Here is a 21,494-nt window from a genome sequence, read left to right on the forward strand (position 1 = left end):
CGCTTTTGTTTTTAGATTTGCTTGAGTGTTAGGCTAGGTGCACCTGTAGAATGAGAATTGTCTTCCATCCATGCTTTTAGCCACTCTTTCCTACCCTCGCCATCTAACGACTTCCAGTAAGAATAAGCGCTTCTGTTCTCAATTTCGCTCTCGGTAGGCTCCTTGACCCAAGGATTACCAGTGTTCATGTCTTTGACTTTGTAAACCATCAGGCTCCCTTCAGGAGTTGGATACGTTCCATCGACCCTAGTTTGTGAAACTGACTCGATTCCAATTCTGATACTACTTTCATGAGCCTTACCATAAGGGCGCAGCCCTTTGACTCTTTTCCCAGTAGGCGAAGTATAATTGAGCTCAAATTTCATCAGATAGATGTACTTCTTGTCTTGATTCTTTAGCTTTGACTCATAAAGCGCATTATTATCGTTGATGTGCTGTATCACTCTAGTTCCGAAGTCTTGTAGATGTCCTTCTTTTAGATCATCAACACAAAGATCGAAGGTATGTCTCTGTTCAATACCGTAGTCCCCTTGTTCGAGATGGATTTGCTCTCCGGTTCGAATGGTACCGTAGTTCTCCATAGTAGTATGGACCACTGGGCCTGACTCAGAGATTTGCATTGTCATTTGGCATTCATGATGAGCGAGCCCCATTGTTTCATAGGCATCTATCGCAGCATTATCGGATAGAAGTGCTACGTAAATAGCGGCATCTTGTTCCGTTGACCAATCGTAGTCGCCTACCAAACGAACTTGCTTGTTATCATCAAGTAGATACTTTTCACCACCCAACTCTATTTGCGCTACTGAAATAATGTGTCCGTCAAGCAGGTTCGGTGTGCTCTCTTTCGATTCCGCTGAAGTACTGGTTACAAACTCCTCAATCATAAAGTCTTCAGCGGATAACTTAGCTTTATCGCTATGTCGACCATCGAATACAAACTGGCTGTATTCCATATCATCAACACCAAAATAAAGCAGTTTTTGCTTGAGCTTAATGGGTTGTTTGTGGGGGAGCTTAAACTCCATCAAAGCCAATGTAAGGTCAACGCCACCTAAGTTCATCATATATCGCATGTCTCGGTGATGTTGTTGTTCAACCCAAAGCTCGAAGCTCGACTTTCCGCTCCAAATAGAGTCCCAACCTAAGCCAGCTTTGTCCCAAACTGAAGCAGCATAGAGAGGCTTCAAACCTCGAATCTCATAGTTTCCGAACCAATAGGTCGGGTCAAACTCAATTGCTAGCAACTCCAAATCGTTAACCGTAGAAATGCCCATAGCTTCGCGCTTTGAAGCTCCCATCTCATTGAACGCTTGCTCGTAGTACTCTCTAATTTTGTTGTCAGGATCAGTAAAATCATCAACCGACTTTTTCAAGAACAAAACATCGAATTCCGGACCATGAGCATCAAACAAACCCACTTCAGCGCGATACTTAAGCGTTTGAATAAAGGCAGATTTGTGAGTTGAAAAGTTAGGGTCAACAATTACCTGAACACGCACAGGCGTGATCGGAGAAACGCGAACCAAAGAGTTGTCTTTATTCTCTACTAACCAATCATGGTAGCTCTGCCAACTTCCCTTTTCAGCGTTAAACAACACAACACGGCTGAACCCAATATCCTCTTCGTCAAGGTCGACTTTGTTGAGATCAAAATTACTGGCAAATCGAACTAGTTGATCGGTTGTCTCATCATTGAGGTAAAGCTTCGTTTGCACCGGGAATCCGCTGTTGAAAGCGACATTAACTCGCTGAAGATTGAACGAATCTAAACTTCCAATCCCCCAATAACTGATATGTCGATTTTGCTCAATTCGATTGATCCATGACTGAGCCAGCGTATTTGCCGAGTATGACGGCACTTCCCAATCATCTGACATGACGTAATTTGCTATGAAATCATCGACCTTGTATTTCTGCACCATTCCATGATCTATGGTTCCTTTGGCAGACAGGATCGCAAGCAATTCAGTAAGGGAGTTAATCGCATAAGCTCGTAAGATAAATCTTTTTAAAAGCTCTTCTTGCGTTACTTTGGATTCGAGATGCGCTCTAACTTCATCTGCCCGCAAGAACTGCCTTTCAATCTTGTGCTCCTCGCGGTTGTAGGCATTCGCCAACGATTTGTTTAGTCGGCTGAGAACACTAAGGTCATGTTTGTTTTTTAATCGGCTTGCAAATTCATCAAACACTTGTTGCCCGTGTAGGTCATCGACAAATTCCGCTCCGTTGGTAAGCAGCGATCCTGCTTCCTTCCCAATAAAATACATCGCAGCGTAAGGCGCAGCTGGAGTCAACAATGCTAAGCCGCACATTACATCAATGCTGGACATGATCAGTTCATCACGTTGGTCTTTCTCAGCCACAGCTAGCGCTTGCCACAACTGGTGAAGACTCTCCATCTTCATTAGACCTGAGCGACTGATCGGAAGAGTGATCTGGTAGTCGGGAATAATCAAACGAATATCGACGCGGCGATCTATTGCTAGCTCTGAACTGTCTGTTTTATCGCTGGTATCGCGATAGTTCTCTTCGCTTCCGCGTCGCAGTTTCGTTTTGCCATAAGCGTGCTCTATAACGCGCGACTGAAGTTCTGAATCGCCTTTAGTGATCGCGTCACTCACTTTACTCGCACGATTTCTCGATACAGTCATATTCTGAGCAGCAGTACCTATAACGCCAGCAAAACCCTCTACGATAAGCTGGTAGTCCGGGTTTTCTTTTAGAAGGCAGTTCAACTTATCGCAAATGTTTGAGAAGTCCGCGCAAAGAACTCGCATTTGATTACTCTCGGTCGCGGAGTTGAACTGAAAATAAAGGCTCACAGCAACACCACGTTCGTCTACTACAACATTTGCGTCATCGCCCAATATCTCTTGTACATTTTCTGCTTTCTGTTTCCATAGATCTTCAGAATCTTGTTGCTGAACTAAACTCACTTGCTCGAGGTAGGAGGCTGCCATGTTCTTGAGCTCTGTGATTGCGCCTTCCGTGCTATCCATCGCCTCTCTGTAGCCTTTGTAGGCTTTATAACCTTCATAAGCATCTGTCGCGGTACCAATAATGCCTAGTCTTTTCTCAAGCGAGCCTCTAAACCATGAACTAGAGAGTCGCCCCACTCCCCGAACGACTTTCTTGTTCGAAGCGACTTCGTCACCAAAGTGATAGATACGTTTAAAGTACTTAGTATCCATCACTTTATCGGTAAAGATGAGTCGCGCAGAGTCTTTAAGAGTAATGCCCTTCTGCACCAAAGCAGTCGCATCCCGATACTGTTTGAGCGCTTCTTTAGAGGCTGACAGCGCTGCTGCCATGGCGGTGCCTGTCATAACAAAATCAGGCAGTTGTTGCTTATCTGCACTTTCCCAAAGGGCTAAACTTATGGTCTTCGCAACTTCACTGGCCGAGTCGGGTACATGTGGTCCATTCAGTGAAACAAAGTCTCCCATGATTGACTCTGCTGTTTTCATTAGCGTTCCAGATAGCGAGATCGCCCCCATTCCGGGTTTGGTTCCATTCTGCTCCACTAAACCTTTGGTAGCGTATTCAGCATAACTTGGAAGCTGTGTGGGGAACTGTTGGATTATGGTCTCTTCTAGCGAGACCATATCGCCGCATACACAAGCGATTTTCCCAAGACCGGGAGAGGGTTTAAAAACTAATTTTTCGCGGAGTTCGTATTGGTAGAGATTTTGGGGAATAGTATCTCCCTCTCTAACCGCCTTAATTACCTTAACATTGGCATGCTTAATACTCTTTGGAAGCTCAACTTCCGACTTTTGATGATATTTTAAGTACTCATCCTCCCAAAATTCTACACGAATAAGATAAAAACCATCATTGCAGGTCAATGGATCTAGAGAAAACAATGCACATGGAAGTGTGTCATTTTCGCCGTTTTGAGTTTGGTTTGAAGTTGGCTGGGAAACAATAGCTTTACCAATTAAACTAGCATTGCTTTGTCGTCCTGACTTGGCTTTAAAACTCAAACCATCTCTAATCAATGAAACTTCTGCTCCAAAGTATAAAGGATCACTGAAGACCACAGCGCAGGCTTGCGTATATGGCAATAGAAAACCCTTTATAGGGACATCCGGATACTTTAGCTTTTCTGCTCTCCAACTATTGTAAGCTATCTCGTCTTCAGTTAACTCTTTCCCTTCAATATTTTCATATTCTGGTGCCAATTGAAAAGGCAGGATTTTCGTAACAGTGAAGCTTGTCCCGACAAAGCGCTCATCAACATGTTTGGTAAAGCTCATCAGTTTATTCGCTAGAGTTTGATCGCCTTCGACTTGTTCGTATTGAAGGTCTCCATAGAATTGACTCAGTACATTTAGAGGAGGGAAACTAAGTTGGTATCTTTCTCCATGGTGCAGCTTTTCAAGTCGAGAACCAATGTTCAACAGACAACAATCTCCATCATTGCTTTCTGTTACCGAACTTTTTCCTCCAATCTGCTTTAACAAGCCATGATTATCAGACCCCCAAAGTTTTGCCTCACCATCTGCATACACGTTGCAGAACACTGGGGTATATGGGATAGGAATTATACTTTCCGTTAAACGCTGCTCTAATGTTAGATCTGCCCTTTCATGCCAGTTATCATACCTGGTACCTGTGGCGGTTCTATGACCCTTGAAGTAAGTTCCGAGCAAATAATATTCATTGTCAACATTATAAGTCATTTTCAGACTCCTCAAACCACCTACCATTGTTGGCATACACATTGTAAAGAGTGGCTGGTGTTATCGTCCGGTTTCCTGCAAGCGGCCTCCATTGCCAAACTGTTTTTTTATCGTGATTTCTAACTTTCATTACGTTCACATGCTGCAAACCTAGACCATAGACTGCGTCTAAACCCACAAGATATGGCATAGGATAAGGGCTATTCTCTATACGATTTTCAGCGATATCTACAAAAAACAGATTTCCATAAATATTATTTCCCCAAGCGAATTTGCCTTCTGGACTTAATGATAGTTTTTCGCCACGGGCTCTATCTATTGGTAACCCATCCCCCCAAAGTACCGACTGAATTTCAACACCTGTACTCTCGTCATATACTGAAGATGCAAACTCGGACACCACGTACCGCTTTCCATTTCTAATGACTCCAGTATCTGAAATGTAGACATCTACTTTTTCGGACTTATTTGTCTTAACATTCCACTTGTAAGTGACCAATCCTTCTCTATCTCTAGTTTTGTAATACAGGTAACTGCTATCCTCTCCCCACAAGAAACCGTATCCACCAGTCGATTCGAGGTCATAAGTCTTGCCTGTTTTTAGGTCATAAACTGCTTTACCAGTTCCACTATAGCCATAGGCAAGGTAGCGCATGTTAGGAGAGCGAACCATTTTTCCAGTGCCAGTCGCGAACTTAATTGGAAACTCATCTGTTACCAACCTTAAGTCTGTGCCATCGGTCTTCATACTCCATATCTTGTCGCTACCCTCGTAGTCGTTATACATAGGATCGTTTTCATCTCCCATGTTAGCCCAGTAAAACTGGATGCGGGGTAAGTCATATGAACTAGCATCGCTTAAATCTTCACGAGGCCATTCTTTAGCTCTCGAAATGAAGTACTTTGGAAACATCTTATTCTGATATTCAAACGTACCGGTATTTTCCCCCACTTCGCTTGGTGCCATAACGTAATAGTTATTTTCCCCTATATAAGTACGTCCATCATCACTACAAGCGGAGATGAAGAGGCATGTCATTAATATAATAAGAATGTGTTTCATGATTTAACCTAGCAATTCTGACAAAGCAATAGTGTTATCTATAGTAATTGTGTGTTGTAGACCTTTCCCTGGATCGGCATGCGCTCCGCGGACTAAGTCAACATGCTCCACTTCAGGAGGTGGAAGATCAAAACAAAGAGTGCGGTAACCCTCTTCGTCTAAAGGAAATGAACGAAAATACGCCCGGCTTGACCAGTCGTGTTCTTCATTTCGGATTTCGAAATAATCATCGCTGTGATCAACACTGGGCTCGTGCAGATATCTAACTTTTGGTACTGCAAAAGCCGAAAGCGCAACAGCGGCGATATTACTGTCTTGCTGATTGAGTATGACTGAGGACTTGCGATCCATAACGACGCTCTTCGGAACTGATCGAATGGGTGATACAGCCTGTTCAAAGCTCTGAGCTTGGCTGTAGCTAGAGAGTTCTGATAGAGATATTGAGCCGTTTTTATGGCTTGTTTCTAGCTGCTCGATCTGAGTTAGTGTGAGTTGTTCCGGGCTATAGTGTAGATAGAGTTCCGACTGCACATCTGATTTGATCTTATATGGAACCCAGATATGCGGCATTGGCTTACCTTCCGCATGCCGAACCTCACTATCAAAAGCGGTTTTCGGACTTAGCTGAGTCGTCAATGTCAAAGGATCATGTGTGATGTCGGGAAACTCGATATCGACTTCTTCTGCCGTCAACCCGAATACACGTGCGGTTTCGTCCAAAGCCAGCTTACCCGTAAAGACGGTTTTTCCTTCTTGTACAACATGAAAAGTCTCACCGCCAATGTAACAGCGCGTAATGAGTGTTGAGCCATCGATGTTCACGTGCCTTGTAACGAGTGACGCTTTTTCATCTCGCCTGCGGTAGTAGCTTAAGTCGATATCAGCGAAATAACCATTCGGTTGGATCTCGACCTCTCGCCAAACTTTGTTATCCCAAATAACATAAAGATACCCAAACTCCTTCAAGGTGAATTCCTCGCCGCTTCTGACAACGGGAAGTATCGGGATGAGTACATTATCCCACTCTTCTTTAGATAGTGATTTTTCAACCGACAAGACATCGTCTGCTAATTTGAGTTTTATTGGGTTTGGTTGACTATGACATGGGATACAAATGTGCAAACTTCTGCCTTCAGACGAAAGAGCATCAAAAGTGGCTAAGCTTCGATGCACGTTTTCGTGATCCGCTTTGACCGAGGCCATCTTGCTAGTCTGACTATCACTCTCATCTAACATTAAGAACGCGGCATTTCGCGACCACTGCCCTGCAAACTCCACCACTATCTTGTTCTCAGGGTTAGGCTCGGTTGGTTGAAAGTGAAATTGTTTAGCTAAGGCCACGTCATCAGTTACTGCCTTATAGCCGGCTTGACGCACAGAGCCACTCTGGCCATCTGAGAGCGTAGCGATTTTTGCTTGCAACTTAGGGAACGTCGCCAACTGCGCATCAGTTAATGGCGTTTTACGAGTAAGTAGCGAAACGCCTACCCAATTTACACTGAGTAATTCTTTTCGAATTGCACTAATTAATGCTGTTGATGACTTCTTTGCCGCTAGGGATATTTGACTAGCGAATTCTTTCGGTAATCGGTTAAGAATTTCATCTTTATTTCGGATACGTGAAAGCCTCCCTACACACTCTTCCGGTGTAAGGACAAAATCAAGATCACTCGATTTTAATTTTGTGCCGACAACAAATTTGCAATCTGAATGCATTGGTATTCTCCACAACCAACAACTGAACATGGATTGCGGTGATGTTTAAGCTGATAAGGCTTAGTATTACGATTTGGTCACACAATAGTACTAAGTTTATAGATGATATTCAATGAGTTATCTTTAACGCTCAATAAGCGTTAATACCCACCATTTTAGTGATTATATCTATGATATATGAGTAAAATGGTGATTATTCACGAATAAACTCTGTTATTTACCCTGATTCAAACATCACAGATGTGATCTTACTTCCAATTGAGGGCTTTCATTCTTAACGTTAATTATTTCATTTTTTAACTGCCCGAGTTTAGATTTTTCATAACTCCCCCATTAATAGGCTCCCAAATTCTCCTACATGCTATTTTTCAAACTCAAAAAAGATAGGTTTTATTGATAATTATGAAGTTAATAAAAAAACTATACTGGGTGTCTAGATATGCTTGGTCCAGGCAAAAAAAAGCGCAACCTGAGGGGCTGCGCAAAAAAGGTAGTAACGGGTTACAGAACGCGAGTACGATATACTCTTATTTGTCACTACCTACCACTTGATAAAAAATGAATAGAATGCAACGGTCCGACCGACTGTTGACCGAGACGTAGCTTACAGATCACCCCACCCCATTGCAACATGTTGAAAATTATCTAATTTTTGTCATTTAACTCATTATTTTCCTATTTACTCTGTTGATTCGACGATTAGATAAACAAAAGCGAAGAAATCCCCTTTCAAAAGCTCTGTTTAGACCCATCAAGTACATGAAAAATAATTAAAATATTTACCTATTAATATACGAAAGCTAATGACTCGACGTGAACGACGTATCTCTGACTCACTTCTAAACAAAAACGCCTCTATTTACTATTGCAAATAGAGGCGCTGTATCGTTTTGTGTCATTGGCTCAGAGAGCGAAAACCTATAGCTATAGGTCTAACCCGCTGTACACCACATCCACGGCTGCAATATTTTGGTTATTGGTACCCGATACAACTACGGTGTACGTACCAGATGGCAAGGTGGATAGATCGACACCAGACGTTTGCCACGCCCCATTTTCACCTACTGTTGCAGGTATATCAGTCATGACATCATCCGTACCATTGTTCAACCGTATGGACAGCCAAGCGCTCTGCTCAAAACCGAGTGCTGTTCCAGTCAAAATGGTGGCGCTTAAGGTTTCGGGAGAAATCGTTATTGTATCGATCGTAAGCTCGGGTTGAACATTGTAGACGTAGCCAGTGCTATCGATGAGTTGATTGCCAAACTCATCTGTCGTCGTTCCCAGTATTAGTAGCACTTGTGAATCATAGATATCAGCTAGTGAAACTGTCCCTGTCCACTGCTTGGCAGGCCCTGTGGTTTCCCAAGTGACTGCTAAGCCATTTACCGTGGTAGATTCGATGCTTGTAACATTGGTGGTGAATCCAACCGACACCGTAGACTCACCGTTAGATACAACTGGGCTTGGCGTCAGTTCAGGCCCAGTGTCAAGCGCAGGCTGCTCAGTATTAAACAAGATTTGTGACTGCTCTGCTTTGACGGTGCCATCTGAGCGAGTAAGAATGACGTTCAAGCTGTGTTCTCCAGAGAGACCGGACAAGTCCCAATCGCCGGTCGTCCACTGTCCATCACTGTCGACGGTTGCCGTCGTATCCGCAGCGACTGTGCTATCGCCACTCAGGATCTGGACTGTGACTGACGCTCCCTCTTGTACACCTTTAGCACTGCCAGTCACTTGAGCAGTTTGGGCTTGTTCTTTGTTATAGCTAGTCTGACTCATTGCAGCGTCAACAAACAAATAGGTGCTAACAGAGTCTGTAAGCTCTGCCATTGCATTCCCTGAACTCACGCTGGTAAAGCCAGAGATAACTACCTCAACCGTTTCCATAAGTTGAACTGTTTTCGGCAATGCACTCACTGTTTCGAGGGTCCAATTTTTGTTGTTTCCGGTCGGCGTTGCTGCAATACCATTAATTGTTGCCGTGCCAGCAGTTACTTTTTCACTAAATACTAGGTTGACGACACCTTTCTTATTGAACTCAATATCGCTGCTCGTCATGCTATTTACAGTCGGTTTAGATTGGTCGAGGGTGAACGATTCTGAGTCGGGTATAAAACCTTTCGATGCTGAAACGTCAGTGCTCAGGCCTACGCTGCCCTCGAACACTAGATTCACGTCGCCACCTGGGAATGTAGAGATATCGAAGCCGCTTACCGACCACGTATTGTTGCCGCTATCCAATACGACTGATTTCGCTTGAGTCTCGTCACTGCCAGCCGCTGATACCAATTTCAGTTTAAGTCCGCTAGCCTCAGAAATACGTTCATACGACCCTGAAATCGTCATCGACTTGGCTTGCTCTGCATTCACAGTCGCTGGCAAGTTAGTCACTAGTAACGTAGGTGTAAACGCCAGCGCATAACTGCTGTTACTCGCCCCTTGGTTACCATGCTCATCGGTAAACGAACTTACAGTCAGAGTTGCTTCAGACGCACCTACAGATGCTGGCATAGACACGGTCCCACTCCAAATAGAACCATCGTCAGCATCCTTAGTTAGACTTACGACCTCGCCACCTAAAGTAGCATTCACGCTGTTGATAATGGTGTTGAAGGTCAATTTCACAGATACGGTTTCGCCGCTCTTAGCATGTTGTTCTTGAGTTGGCGTGATGAACTCAGCGTTCTCTAACGTAGGTACGCCCGTGTTAAAAGTGACCGCTTGTTGAACATCTGTAGACTCTGCGCCACGATCCAAGGTCGCCTTCATGGTGTAATCGCCAGAGAGTGACGACAAATCCCAATCGCCAGTCGTCCACTGACCATCGCTGCCTACGGTAGCCGTTGTCTTATCGACTTCGGTACTATCACCATTGAGGATCTGTACTGTGACCGATGCTCCCTCTAACACGCCATGGACACTACCCGTCACTTGAGCTGTTTTGGCTTGATCTTTATTGTATGTGCTTCGACTCATTACAGCGCTGACAATCAAGTCGGTATTTACTGACTCTGTATGCTCCGCCATCACATTACCCGAGCTCACACTCGTAAAGTCAGAGATAACCACCTCAACTGTTTCCATTAGCTGCACAGATTTAGGTAGAGCACTGTCTGTGGTTAGCGCCCAGTTCGTGCCACTGCCTGATGGCGTTGCTGTCATGCCATTAATTGTTGCAGTACCTGCCGTAACTTCTTCACTAAATACAAGGTTAACGACACCCGCTTTATCAATCTCGATTATGCCTTTAGTGACGCTGTTTATCGTCGGTTTGGATTGGTCAAGCTTGAATGATTCAGCTGTAGGTATGAAGCCTTTAGAGGCAGTTACCCCATTGCTAAGTCCCACACTGCCCTCGAACACTAGATTAACGTCGCCGCCTGGGAACGTGGAAATATCGAATCCACTCACTGACCAAGTTTTGTTGCCACTATCCAATACGACTGATTTCGCCTGAGTCTCGTCACTGCCTGCGGCTGACGCCAGTTTCAGTTTAAGTCCGCTAGCATCAGAAATACGTTCGTACGACCCTGAAATCGTCATCGACTTGGCTTGTTCAGCATTCACAGTCGCTGGCAAGTTAGTCACTAGCAATGTAGGTGTGAATACCAATGCGTAGCTGCTATCACTAGCACCTTGGTTACCATGCTCATCGGTAAACGAACTTACCGTCAGAGTTGCTTCAGAGGCACCGGCAGATGCTGGCATAGACACGGTCCCACTCCAAATAGAACCATCGTCAGCATCCTTACTTAGACTTACCACCTCACCACCTAGAGTAGCATTCACGCTGTTGATAATGGTGTTGAAGGTCAATTTCACCGATACGTTTTCGCCGCTCTTAGCGTGTTGTTCTTGAGTTGGCGTGATGAATTCAGCGTTCTCTAACGTAGGTACTCCAGTGTTAAAAGTGACCGCTTGTTGCACATCTGTAGACTCTGCGCCACGATCCAAGGTCGCCTTCATGGTGTAATCTCCAGAGAGTGACGACAAATCCCAGTCGCCAGTCGTCCACTGACCATCGTTGCCTACGGTCGCCGTTATCTTATCGACTTCGACACTATCACCATTGAGGATCTGTACTGTGACCGATGCTCCTTGTAACACGCCATGGACACTACCCGTCACTTCAGCTGTTTTGGCTTGATCTTTATTGTATGTGCTTCGATTCATTACAGCGCTGACGAGCAAGTCGGTATTCACTGACTCTGTATGCTCTGTCATCACATTACCCGAACTCACACTCGTAAAGTCAGAGATAACCACCTCAACTGTTTCCATAAGCTGCACAGATTTAGGTAGAGCGCTGTCTGTGGTTAGCGCCCAGCTCGTGCCACTGCCGGATGGCGTTGCTGTCATGCCATTAATTGTTGCTGTACCTACTGTAACTTCTTCACTAAATACAAGGTTAACGACACCCGCTTTATCAATCTCAATGATGCCTTTAGTGACGCTGTTTATCGTCGGTTTGGATTGGTCAAGCTTGAATGATTCAGCTGTAGGTATGAAGCCTTTAGAGGCAGTTACCCCATTGCTAAGTCCCACACTGCCCTCGAACACTAGATTAACGTCGCCGCCTGGGAACGTGGAAATATCGAATCCACTCACCGACCAAGTTTTGTTGCCACTATCCAATACAGCGGACTTTGCCTGAGTCTCATCACTGCCTGCCGCTGACGCCAGTTTTAGTTTAAGTCCGCTAGCATCAAAAATACGTTCATACGACCCTGAAATCGTCATCGACTTGGCTTGCTCTGCATTCACAGTCGCTGGCAAGTTAGTCACTAGTAACGTAGGTGTAAACGCAAGCGCATAACTACTGTTGCTTGCCCCTTGGTTACCATGCTCATCGGTAAACGAACTTACAGTCAGAGTTACTTCAGACGCACTGGTAGATGCTGGCATAGACACGGTTCCACTCCAAATAGAACCATCGTCAGCATCCTTAGTGAGACTTACCACCTCGCCACCTAAAGTAGCATTCACGCTGTTAAGAATGGTGTTGAAGGTCAATTTCACAGATACGGTTTCGCCGCTCTTAGCATGTTGCTCTTGAGTGGGCGTGATGAATTCAGCGTTCTCTAACGTCGGTACGCCCGTGTTAAAAGTCACCGCTTGTTGCACGTCTGTAGACTCTGCGCCACGATCTAAGGTCGCCTTCATGGTGTAATCGCCAGAGAGTGACGACAAATCCCAATCGCCTGTCGTCCACTGACCATCGCTGCCCACAGTAGCCGTTGTCTTATCGACTTCGATACTGTCACCATTGAGGATCTGTACAGCGACCGATGCTCCTTGTAACACACCGTGAGCATTACCTGTCGCCCCTGCAGTCGTTGCTTCAACCTTGTTGTACGTAGCTTTGCTCATCGAACCGCTAACTACTAATGCCGTATCTACCGCGTCGGTTTTCACCTCCATAACGTTGCCAGTGTCTGTGCTGCTAAACCCTGAAACAACGATATCAACGCTTTCTTGAAGCTCAATGCCAGTTAGCGGACCCGTCGTTGTTGCGGTCCAAACATTGTTTGAGTTCTGTAAACTCGTTGGCTGTCCTGAAATAGTCACTTTGCCTTGTGCGACCTGTTCGCTGAACTCCAGCCGAGCAATACCATTTTTGCCAGCCTCAATTGTTACTGGTGTGGCACTAGTGACTGTCGGCTTGAGCATCGTGAGCAGGAATGATTCATTATCCGGTGCATACCCACCAGTAACCTCGACTCCATTGCCAACGGTCACGGTACCCGAAAACGAGATATTGACTCGCCCTTCAGGGAAGTCAGATACATCTAAATCCGTAACACTCCATGTCCCATCATTATTGAAGGTAATAGCTTTCGTTAACTGACTCGCTGGGTTAGAGGCGGAGGTCACGGTAATGTTGCTATTGCTAGTATCTTTGTCGATGTATTTATAAGTGCCCGATATCGTCAGATTGTCAGCGCGATCTTCATAAACGTTTCCGACTGTATTTAGAGCCATCTCTGGCGAGTACGGAATACTATGAAGATTGTTCGCGACGCCAACATTGTTGTAGACATCTTTGTAATCCGTAACCGTCAATGTCACTACGTCTGCGTTCTCAAGCTCCGGCATAGTTACAGAACCGCTCCAAGTTTTGTCATCAGAATCTGGGACAGCAGACACTAAGAACTCACTAGAACCAAGCTTCGCCTTTACCCCACTCACTGGTTTGTCGAACACCATCTCTATATTGACAAACTGATTCTTAACTTGGTGTGTTGGATTGAACGTCACGGCTTCTAGCACAGGCGGTTTTTGGCTTGCCACCGATGCACTGTCATGGATTTCATTGTCTGCAGTAACACCTTCTGAATTGCTTCCGCTAACAGTGACAAAAATGCCCCCCTCTTGCCAACCTGTCATATCGATGACCTCAGACACCCACTTACCATCGATTTTAATCGTGGCTTGTCGTGTCTCGTCATCTGCTACATTGACCAAAGACTTAACTCTCACTGACAGTGTGTCACCCACCGCAAACCCACGTGCAGAACCTCGGATAACAACCTGGTCGGCTTCATTCGGCGTAATTTCATCATCACCCATCACTGGATCAACCGTTTCAATAAGCGGTTTGACCTTAAAAGCCTTAGACTGCTCAGCACCTTCATTTCCTGACGGAGTCACATAGCCCGCCAACACTGTAAGCTGCTGCTCTACTTCACCAATATTCAGTGTTGGCGTGACAACCCCAGACCAAACTTCAGCTTCTTCTGTGGCGGCGAAGTTCACTGTTTGATTGCCCAACCGTGCACTCACCTGCTTCACTTTTTCTGAGAAGTTCAATACGACGGTCGTTTCATTATTGTGCTCAACCAACTGACCATCTGTAGTGATTTCAATGCGATCGATGGTCGGTATTGAAGTACTTAACGCAAACTTGTCTTCACCTGTAGAGGCAGCATCGACACGAGAGCTGTTTGTTCCTCGGACGGTGATCGTAATATCTCCATCCTGAAGACCTTTATCAGATAAGTTAATCGTACTGTTCCATTTTCCTTCAGATCTGACTGATACCTCAGTCTGAGTGTAAGTTTTACCGGTTTCGTCTTTAAACTCGATGTCTAGCTTATCTTCCAATGGCGTAAATCGGGTAGACGTACCAGAAATGGTGAAGCTATTGATATTGCTGTTGTTTACGGCACTATCAAAAGATTCAATGGTAATCGTTGGCTGAATCGGCAAACTGTATGTGCTGTTGGTATCGCCAACATTGCCGGCTTTGTCTGCAAACCCACTGACGGTCAAAGCGACTGTAGTATCGGAGTCTGCGACATCTGCAAGAACAACTTCACCAGTCCATGTCGATTTATATTCTCCCTCTGCCCCTAACCATGAAACGTTTTGACGATTTAGTGTGCCTATCGGTATCGAAACTTCCTCGTTGAAATCAACATAAATGGTGACCTTTTTGCCTGGCGTAGCGAAGGTTGGATCGAACCTTACAGCACCTTGCTTAGAGTCGATAACCGGCTTGGTATTATCCGTATTGACTGCAAACTTCTTGGTCGCTGTTTTGCCCCAACTATCGATAATACTCACACCAACATTCAGCCCTTGAGAATTTTTCTCCGACTCCTGAAGATCGTACTCAAAGTAAGTACATTGCCACGTTTCATCGTCACTGCATTGACTCGGTGCAGGGATTCTGAATCCACCACCTGGCGAATTTGAGCTATAAACGCTCCCACCGACGAGACCTTGCATCTCAACAACATCAGAGTATTGATAAACTTGATATCTAAACTCTATCGTCAGCTTATCCCCATTTAGGTCAGCGTTAACCGCTGGACTCGTTACCTCTAGATTTAACTCACCCTGAGGGATGACAAGTGTGATTAGTTTCTGTTCTGCAGGAGCATTCCCTACCTTATCCGCTAAGTTACCAAGATAGACTGTCTGCTCTTTTTTCACTGAACCGAAAATATCGAGAAGGTTAGCACTATAGGTACAGGTTACCTTACTGCCATCGTTACTCGGGTCGACACAATCTACTGGAGCGCTCGCAAAACTAAAGTCATCTTGAACCCTCAGTAGTGGCTTGCCATCAACATCACCTGTGGTGTATTCCACACCTGACAGATCGTCAGATATAAACAACGGTATATTCAGTCTAAGTGACGTATCGTCCTCGTTACGCCTTACGTTGGTTTGCGTAAGTTGGAACGTCGCACTGTCGTTGTCTTGGGCAATTTGAACCAGTGGGCCATTCACGTCAATTGAGTTAAATGAGTGTTTCTGGACTTCGGTTGCACCATTCTCTGCTGTGGTACGAGTAATGAGCGTCGCGCCACTTTCGATGGTTTCTGTACCATGAAGAATACAGGAAGGGCCGCTTGACGGTGGTGACTCCACGATTGCATAAGGCTGTTCGGTGTCTTGAGGAACATCTTCTTCAATACGGGGACGAATCCAGCATTCTAACTGCGTGATTTTGACTTCGGTTCCAGGATCCGCGAAGGTCACTTGTAGCGTTTTAGCAGAATTGTAGGTATCGAAGGACTCTGGCGTTGCCACAGTCAACTTCACACCTTGACGCAGTACCTTTAACGTCTTGCTGATCTTTGTTGTATTTGGGTTCTGCGCAAATCGTGCAGTTGGATAAACGACATTATCTTCTACGGTGAAGTTTACGTCATAGCTTCCATCAAGCTTTGTCATGTCTTTCGATAGAATGGTAGACCACGTGTCATTACCCTCTTCGATAACCGTTAATGGTGTTTCTGTTTGATTGTCGTTATAGGAATATTTTGCTACGACAGACTTAATGCCACTAGCATCAGTCGCGACCACGCTAAATTTAATATCCTTATTCTCAGTGACATTCCCTTCAATCGGGGTGTCATCCGAATAGACTTCCGTTACCTCTACCTTAGGGGCTTCATTATCGACTTTAACTCTAAACTTCTCACTCCCCGAGTTACCGCGAATATCAACAGCTTCAACATCTAGAGTTGCTTCTTCTGTGGCTTTAAACGGAATATCACGCAGGGCATCTCCAGTGGGAACCGCTCCATCACCTATCGGTCTCGATGATCCGGTATAGATCCAGTAACGAATTGAGTTCTTATCAACCCCATCGTCAGTGACCGCATCTATGCTACTGTCATCGTAGTCTCGAGCGTTCAATACCATCGGATAACCCTCTCCGGCAGCATAGTAGAACGACTCTTGATTAAATAGGTTTAAGGTCAAGGATGGGCCTTGGTCATCATAGCGAACTTGTGTAAGTTCGGTTTCTGAAGAGAATCCTTTTTTGTCGGTGGCTTTCAGCACCATGCTGACACGACCATTCGCATTAGGGTCTGTCTTAATCTGGGCTGATTCAGAAGCACTAACCGACATAAAGTGATCATCTTGAGGTTGGCTATTCGGGAACGTCTGTTTTTTAATTGCAGTAAGATCTCCAGCTTCTGATTTTTGGAAAAGCTCCAAAGATTCGACTTCCGAAACATCTTTGACCGATTGCAGATTTACCCTAAAGCCAGGACCAATGACATTACCATTTCCGTTGCCTGAAAAGTCGCTAGCCCATGGGCTTTTTACTTTGATCTCAGGACCAACAATATCGACAGAGAATTGATACCAGCCCTCATTACTCGTGTTTACTGGGATAGCTGTATCAATAGCCGTGACGTAGAAAAAATGTTTCACTGAACCATTTTTAATATTGTCGGCAACAAGCTGGACCTGAATTTCCGGCTGGGTTCCTAGCAAACACGCCGCATCGGTATTGTCTTCACCACATGCCTTGAGTTCTACTTTTGGTAGACCGTCCTGCTGATACACCACTTTAACTTCACCTAGCGGACTGCCATTGTCTTGGCTAAATAGAGTGGTTGGCTCCCATATGTCATTACCGCCCAACACCGCACTTGAAACCACTTCTTCGACGACAAATGCTGTAGAGTCGATATTGACGGTAAATGCAGGGGCTCCCTCAATGGTTTGATCTACGCGGTTACCCAAAATATCTTCTGCCACCACATACGCCGTCCACTGACCATCATCGAGCTTGTTAGCTCCCTCTCCACACGTTAGACATAGCTGTAAAACCAGTTGTCCATCAGAGAACTCTGAGCTCGGTGTGTTGACTGCAAACACACTGTCACCCTCAAACAAGACAGGGGTAGCACCTTGAACTTTTGGCTCGAAGTATATTTGACGTTTGCTTGTGTCATCTCCCACAACATCTTTTACAACAAAGTTAAGGCTTTTTTGCCTAGTGATATTGATATAGGCGTCCTCAGCTTGCCCGTCTGGTAACTTGTAAAGAACATTAGGAAACTCATTATCAACCTTAAATGACGAGATAAACGGGTCATCTGATGGATAGGCATTTTGCTTAGTATCAGAAGCAGATATCTTGAGAGCAAGCTCAGCGATGTTTTCATACATCAGAGAGTTAAAGTTGAAGGCATAAGATTTGTTGTAGCTGTCGCCACTCGGCACAAACGACAAGATCATGTCATTCTCAACTGGGCTATCTGCAACAAACCAAACAGGGGTAAATACAGGCGGTGGGTTATTGCTCACGCCAGATGGGTCAGATATTTGCGCGGTAAAATCAATTTGACCCGCCACAAAGATCTGCTGAGTGACTGGGTGTTGATAAAACACGCCGTATTGCTGTTCGGAGTTCGGTAGTACACGAATGTCCGGTGGCGTGGTATCTATACTGCCACCAGCATTTTCAAATACACTAACCGTTGATCCATTGACATCAATCGAAGGATTAGCCGTCGCGATTATATCTGCAAAGCTAAGCGCCAGCTGAGGGCTCAAACCATACTGCTCTACCAAACGTTCATAGTAGGCGCTGGCGAGTTCTTTGCGATACGTGTCATTCGTGATCCTGTTTGAACCAATGTAAATATCCCCCGAACGACCCACGCCATTAGCTTTACCATCATGAACTAAATCTTGATAAAACGCAGAAGCATAGCTCGCTGACGTATAACCAACATTGTTTGACGCCATATCAACCAGAGACTCAACAAGGAAGCGATGTTGATATTCATCCCCAGGGAATGTAGGAATGGATACTAAATCTTCATTGGTCGCATAGCGGGTCGTAATCGGATCAAATTTGAAAAACGAGTTGGTAACGCCACTACCAATAGCATTGTTCACCTGCTCTAGGTAGCTCAACGCTGCGCTATTAGTATGGTCAGCAGTGCTGTTCCATATGTAATCAAATAATCCAGTATGGTATGCCGATAACTCGCTAATATAGAGGTCGCTGGCATTGGTATAATCAAAATAAGCGCCAAAATTTGACTGGCTCAGATCGACTTCACGATACTGATTACTGTCATTGCTCCACTGGTAGTAATAAGCCTTACCTGAAGAAGGGTTAGCTAGCTGAACTTGAAGAAATCTATAGCTTCCTAAGTCGGCACGTAGTTGACAAGTAGCGACATCTAATGTCCCTTCAACAAGCTTGGTAGTACATGTTGAAACTGGGTTACTGTCAAACTTGCCACTGGCATTGAGCCCTTTCAGTTCCACGTTTGCATTCGCAAATGGTGTCACTACATTGAATGTTGGCAAGTCAAAAGTGGTCCGGAAATATATCGTTTTTGGCGTACTGACGTTTTCAGATCGGTCCTTCGTCGTAAGGACGATTTTTTGTTGGCTTCGCTCTGCAACTGATGCGTACTCTGTGCCAAGTAGCTCTTTGACAAATGGTATGTAGTAAGTGACCTTGGAAACTCGACCTTCGCCGTTGTACTCAATTTTTTCGTGTGGAATAGCGTGAGTCGCGACATTGCTTCCGGTGTGACTTTTCTTTTCATCAACGTATTGGAAATCATTATCTGTCGGAGATTTCACGTAATACTTAACCGTGAGTTCCAGGTCTTCTGCCGATGACCCGATTATGCCGTTGTCTGGATCATACTCATCTTGAACCACCACTTTAATGTAAGGGATATAGTTTGCGTGCAGAACCGCTAAAGCGGACTGATTGAAGTCCTCAAAATCAATACCGTCATGGACTTCCAACAAACCAGATCGTGCGTAGTTAAAATCGACCTTCAGATGATTGCTAGTGGTGCCAATATTACTCTCGTTAAATGTGTTTAGTGAATAGTCAAAATACTCAACCTCACCTCTGTTATCGTTCGTATCGATTTTGATGAAAGCCATCTGGGCACCACTGGCATTCGGATAACTTAATGTCTGTGTAGGTAGATTGTTGTCTTTACGAACTTCGAAGTTTTCGCCACTTTTGTTGTCGTGAGAGTCCGTGACTTCAATTAGAAATCGAGTCGAACTACCGAACTGCGTTGCATCGTATGCCTCATTGAAACTACAGACCTCACCTATCGCGACATAACACTGGATCGAGCGGACATCATCTCCTTGAGTAATGACAACGCTTTTGATGTCACTCTCACTATCTACGATAGTACCCGTCAAAATATAGGTAGTCTCAGAGCTATTGATTGTAGGTGACGAGGTCATGGTGATAACGGGTGCTACGTTATCCCAAGTAAAAGGGATTCTTGCAGACTGCTCATCTGTATGAATATTGCCTAAAACATCATCAGCAGATGCGACAAGCTGAGCCGATTGAATGTATGGCAAGCCATCCGTATCGGCATAACCAAGCCTATCTAGCTCCGTAGTGTCGACGTGCACAATAACTTTAGTGTCACGAGTACCTCGCTTAAACTCGCTTTTATCAAGGGAGCAGTATGGCTCACCACCACTCTCCAAACAGCTCTTGATAATAGTGCCATCCAGCGTTTCGAGTTCTAAACTCACTGTCACATCATTCACACCAACATCGTCGGATATCGCCAATGTTATTTGGTCTGCGCCAGCGAGCACATTTCCACCTTCCCTTGAGATTTCTGGTGGCGTCTCATCAATGGGTTTCATGTCACGAGGGGCGACGACACCCGAAGTATCTGAACTCGTGCCGAGGATATTTAGCTGGGTAGCAAATTCTTGATAATCTTCCGCAGACGTTCCTGAGAGGTTGAGGTCTGGGTTATTAACCACAATCAAGGTGTGCTGTGACAAATCATTTGTGTATATGTCCGCCGTAATATCTACCTGACCAAAGTTCATTTTTTTCGCGACACCATTACCATCCACTTCTTGACCATCGAGTACACCATCCGCTCGAATATCGCGATACTGAATGTCAGAGAGATGCATCGATGTGTACAAGGTGCGACTTTCGTCAGATGGGTACTTGTTGATTAGGTCGCCTGAAAACGAAGAATAAGCCGTAAGTAAGGCACCGTATTTATGTCCTGATTGTGCATAGCTACTTTGCCCACCTTGGGTGATGTCGATTGGCTTAATTTCATTGACGTCAAAGCCATACATACTTTCAAAGCGTTCTAAAGCGTCATTAATAGCAGATGATGCGGAAACTCCCGCTTGTACATTGAACTCGGTTAAACCCGACACCATATGTGTCAGCGGCGTCACCATAATAGGTTGCGTTACCCCCTCTTGATAGTTGGCAACACTACTCATTGTAAGACTCTTACCATTGCTGACGGTAATAACTTCAGACGTGATTGGATCTCGATAAGCACCACCAAGTGCCTCAACATAGATAGGCATACTTGCTGACGTCACTTCAACCTCATAGTTACCCAACTGATCGGTGACCGCGGAGCCAAGATTTCGCCCAACCGTACCATCTTTAAATTCCCACACAGTCACCTTTGAACCAGAAACAGGCGCATCAAAAACGACACCATAAACTGTGCCTTTTTTTCGAGAGTTTGGTGAAGCGTCGCTACTATCCCCTCCACCACCGCAAGAAGAAATAAATAGAACGAGCAATAAAGATAATAATCGAGAGAAGTAGTGCTTATTCATACAAATCACATTGAATTAAATTTCACGCGATTATATTATTTTTATCAACTTTCTCAATCTGACAAAATGACAGGTAATTAATGCATAAAAACTATATATTTAATGACATTAACCTTGAATATTAACCGTAAGATTAAAATATGCACCACCCT

At 44.8% G+C, this 21,494-nt stretch carries 4 protein-coding genes; all 4 read right to left on the reverse strand.

The genetic code is table 11. The annotated features are described in order from the left end of the window. Positions 1-11 precede the first annotated feature (11 nt). Positions 12-4,688, reverse strand: coding sequence for an OmpA family protein (locus LY387_RS09790; RefSeq protein WP_234493944.1), 4,677 nt, complete (start codon positions 4,686-4,688; stop codon positions 12-14). Beyond that, entirely contained in the window at positions 4,678-5,751 is a 1,074-nt protein-coding gene (locus tag LY387_RS09795; RefSeq protein WP_234493945.1) for a hypothetical protein, read from the reverse strand. Before LY387_RS09795 ends, LY387_RS09790 begins: the two co-directional genes overlap by 11 nt. Positions 5,752-5,754: 3 nt before the next feature. Then, a complete protein-coding gene (locus tag LY387_RS09800) occupies positions 5,755-7,467 on the reverse strand; it encodes a hypothetical protein (protein ID WP_234493946.1) in 1,713 nt (570 codons plus the stop codon). A 924-nt stretch (positions 7,468-8,391) separates the two neighbouring features. Next, positions 8,392-21,342: a tandem large repeat gene (locus tag LY387_RS09805; protein WP_234493947.1), complete on the reverse strand. Its 12,951-nt coding sequence runs from the start codon at positions 21,340-21,342 to the stop codon at positions 8,392-8,394. Between the last annotated feature and the right edge of the window lie 152 nt (positions 21,343-21,494).

Source organism: Vibrio maritimus, assembly GCF_021441885.1.
Lineage (GTDB): Bacteria > Pseudomonadota > Gammaproteobacteria > Enterobacterales > Vibrionaceae > Vibrio > Vibrio maritimus_B.

Excerpts from the sequence above, each read along its gene's own strand:
- LY387_RS09790 (WP_234493944.1), bottom strand. The coding sequence starts at position 4,688 with ATGACTTATAATGTTGACAATGAATATTATTTGCTCGGAACTTACTTC.
- LY387_RS09795 (WP_234493945.1), bottom strand. The coding sequence starts at position 5,751 with ATGAAACACATTCTTATTATATTAATGACATGCCTCTTCATCTCCGCT.
- LY387_RS09800 (WP_234493946.1), bottom strand. The coding sequence starts at position 7,467 with ATGCATTCAGATTGCAAATTTGTTGTCGGCACAAAATTAAAATCGAGT.
- LY387_RS09805 (WP_234493947.1), bottom strand. The coding sequence starts at position 21,342 with ATGAATAAGCACTACTTCTCTCGATTATTATCTTTATTGCTCGTTCTA.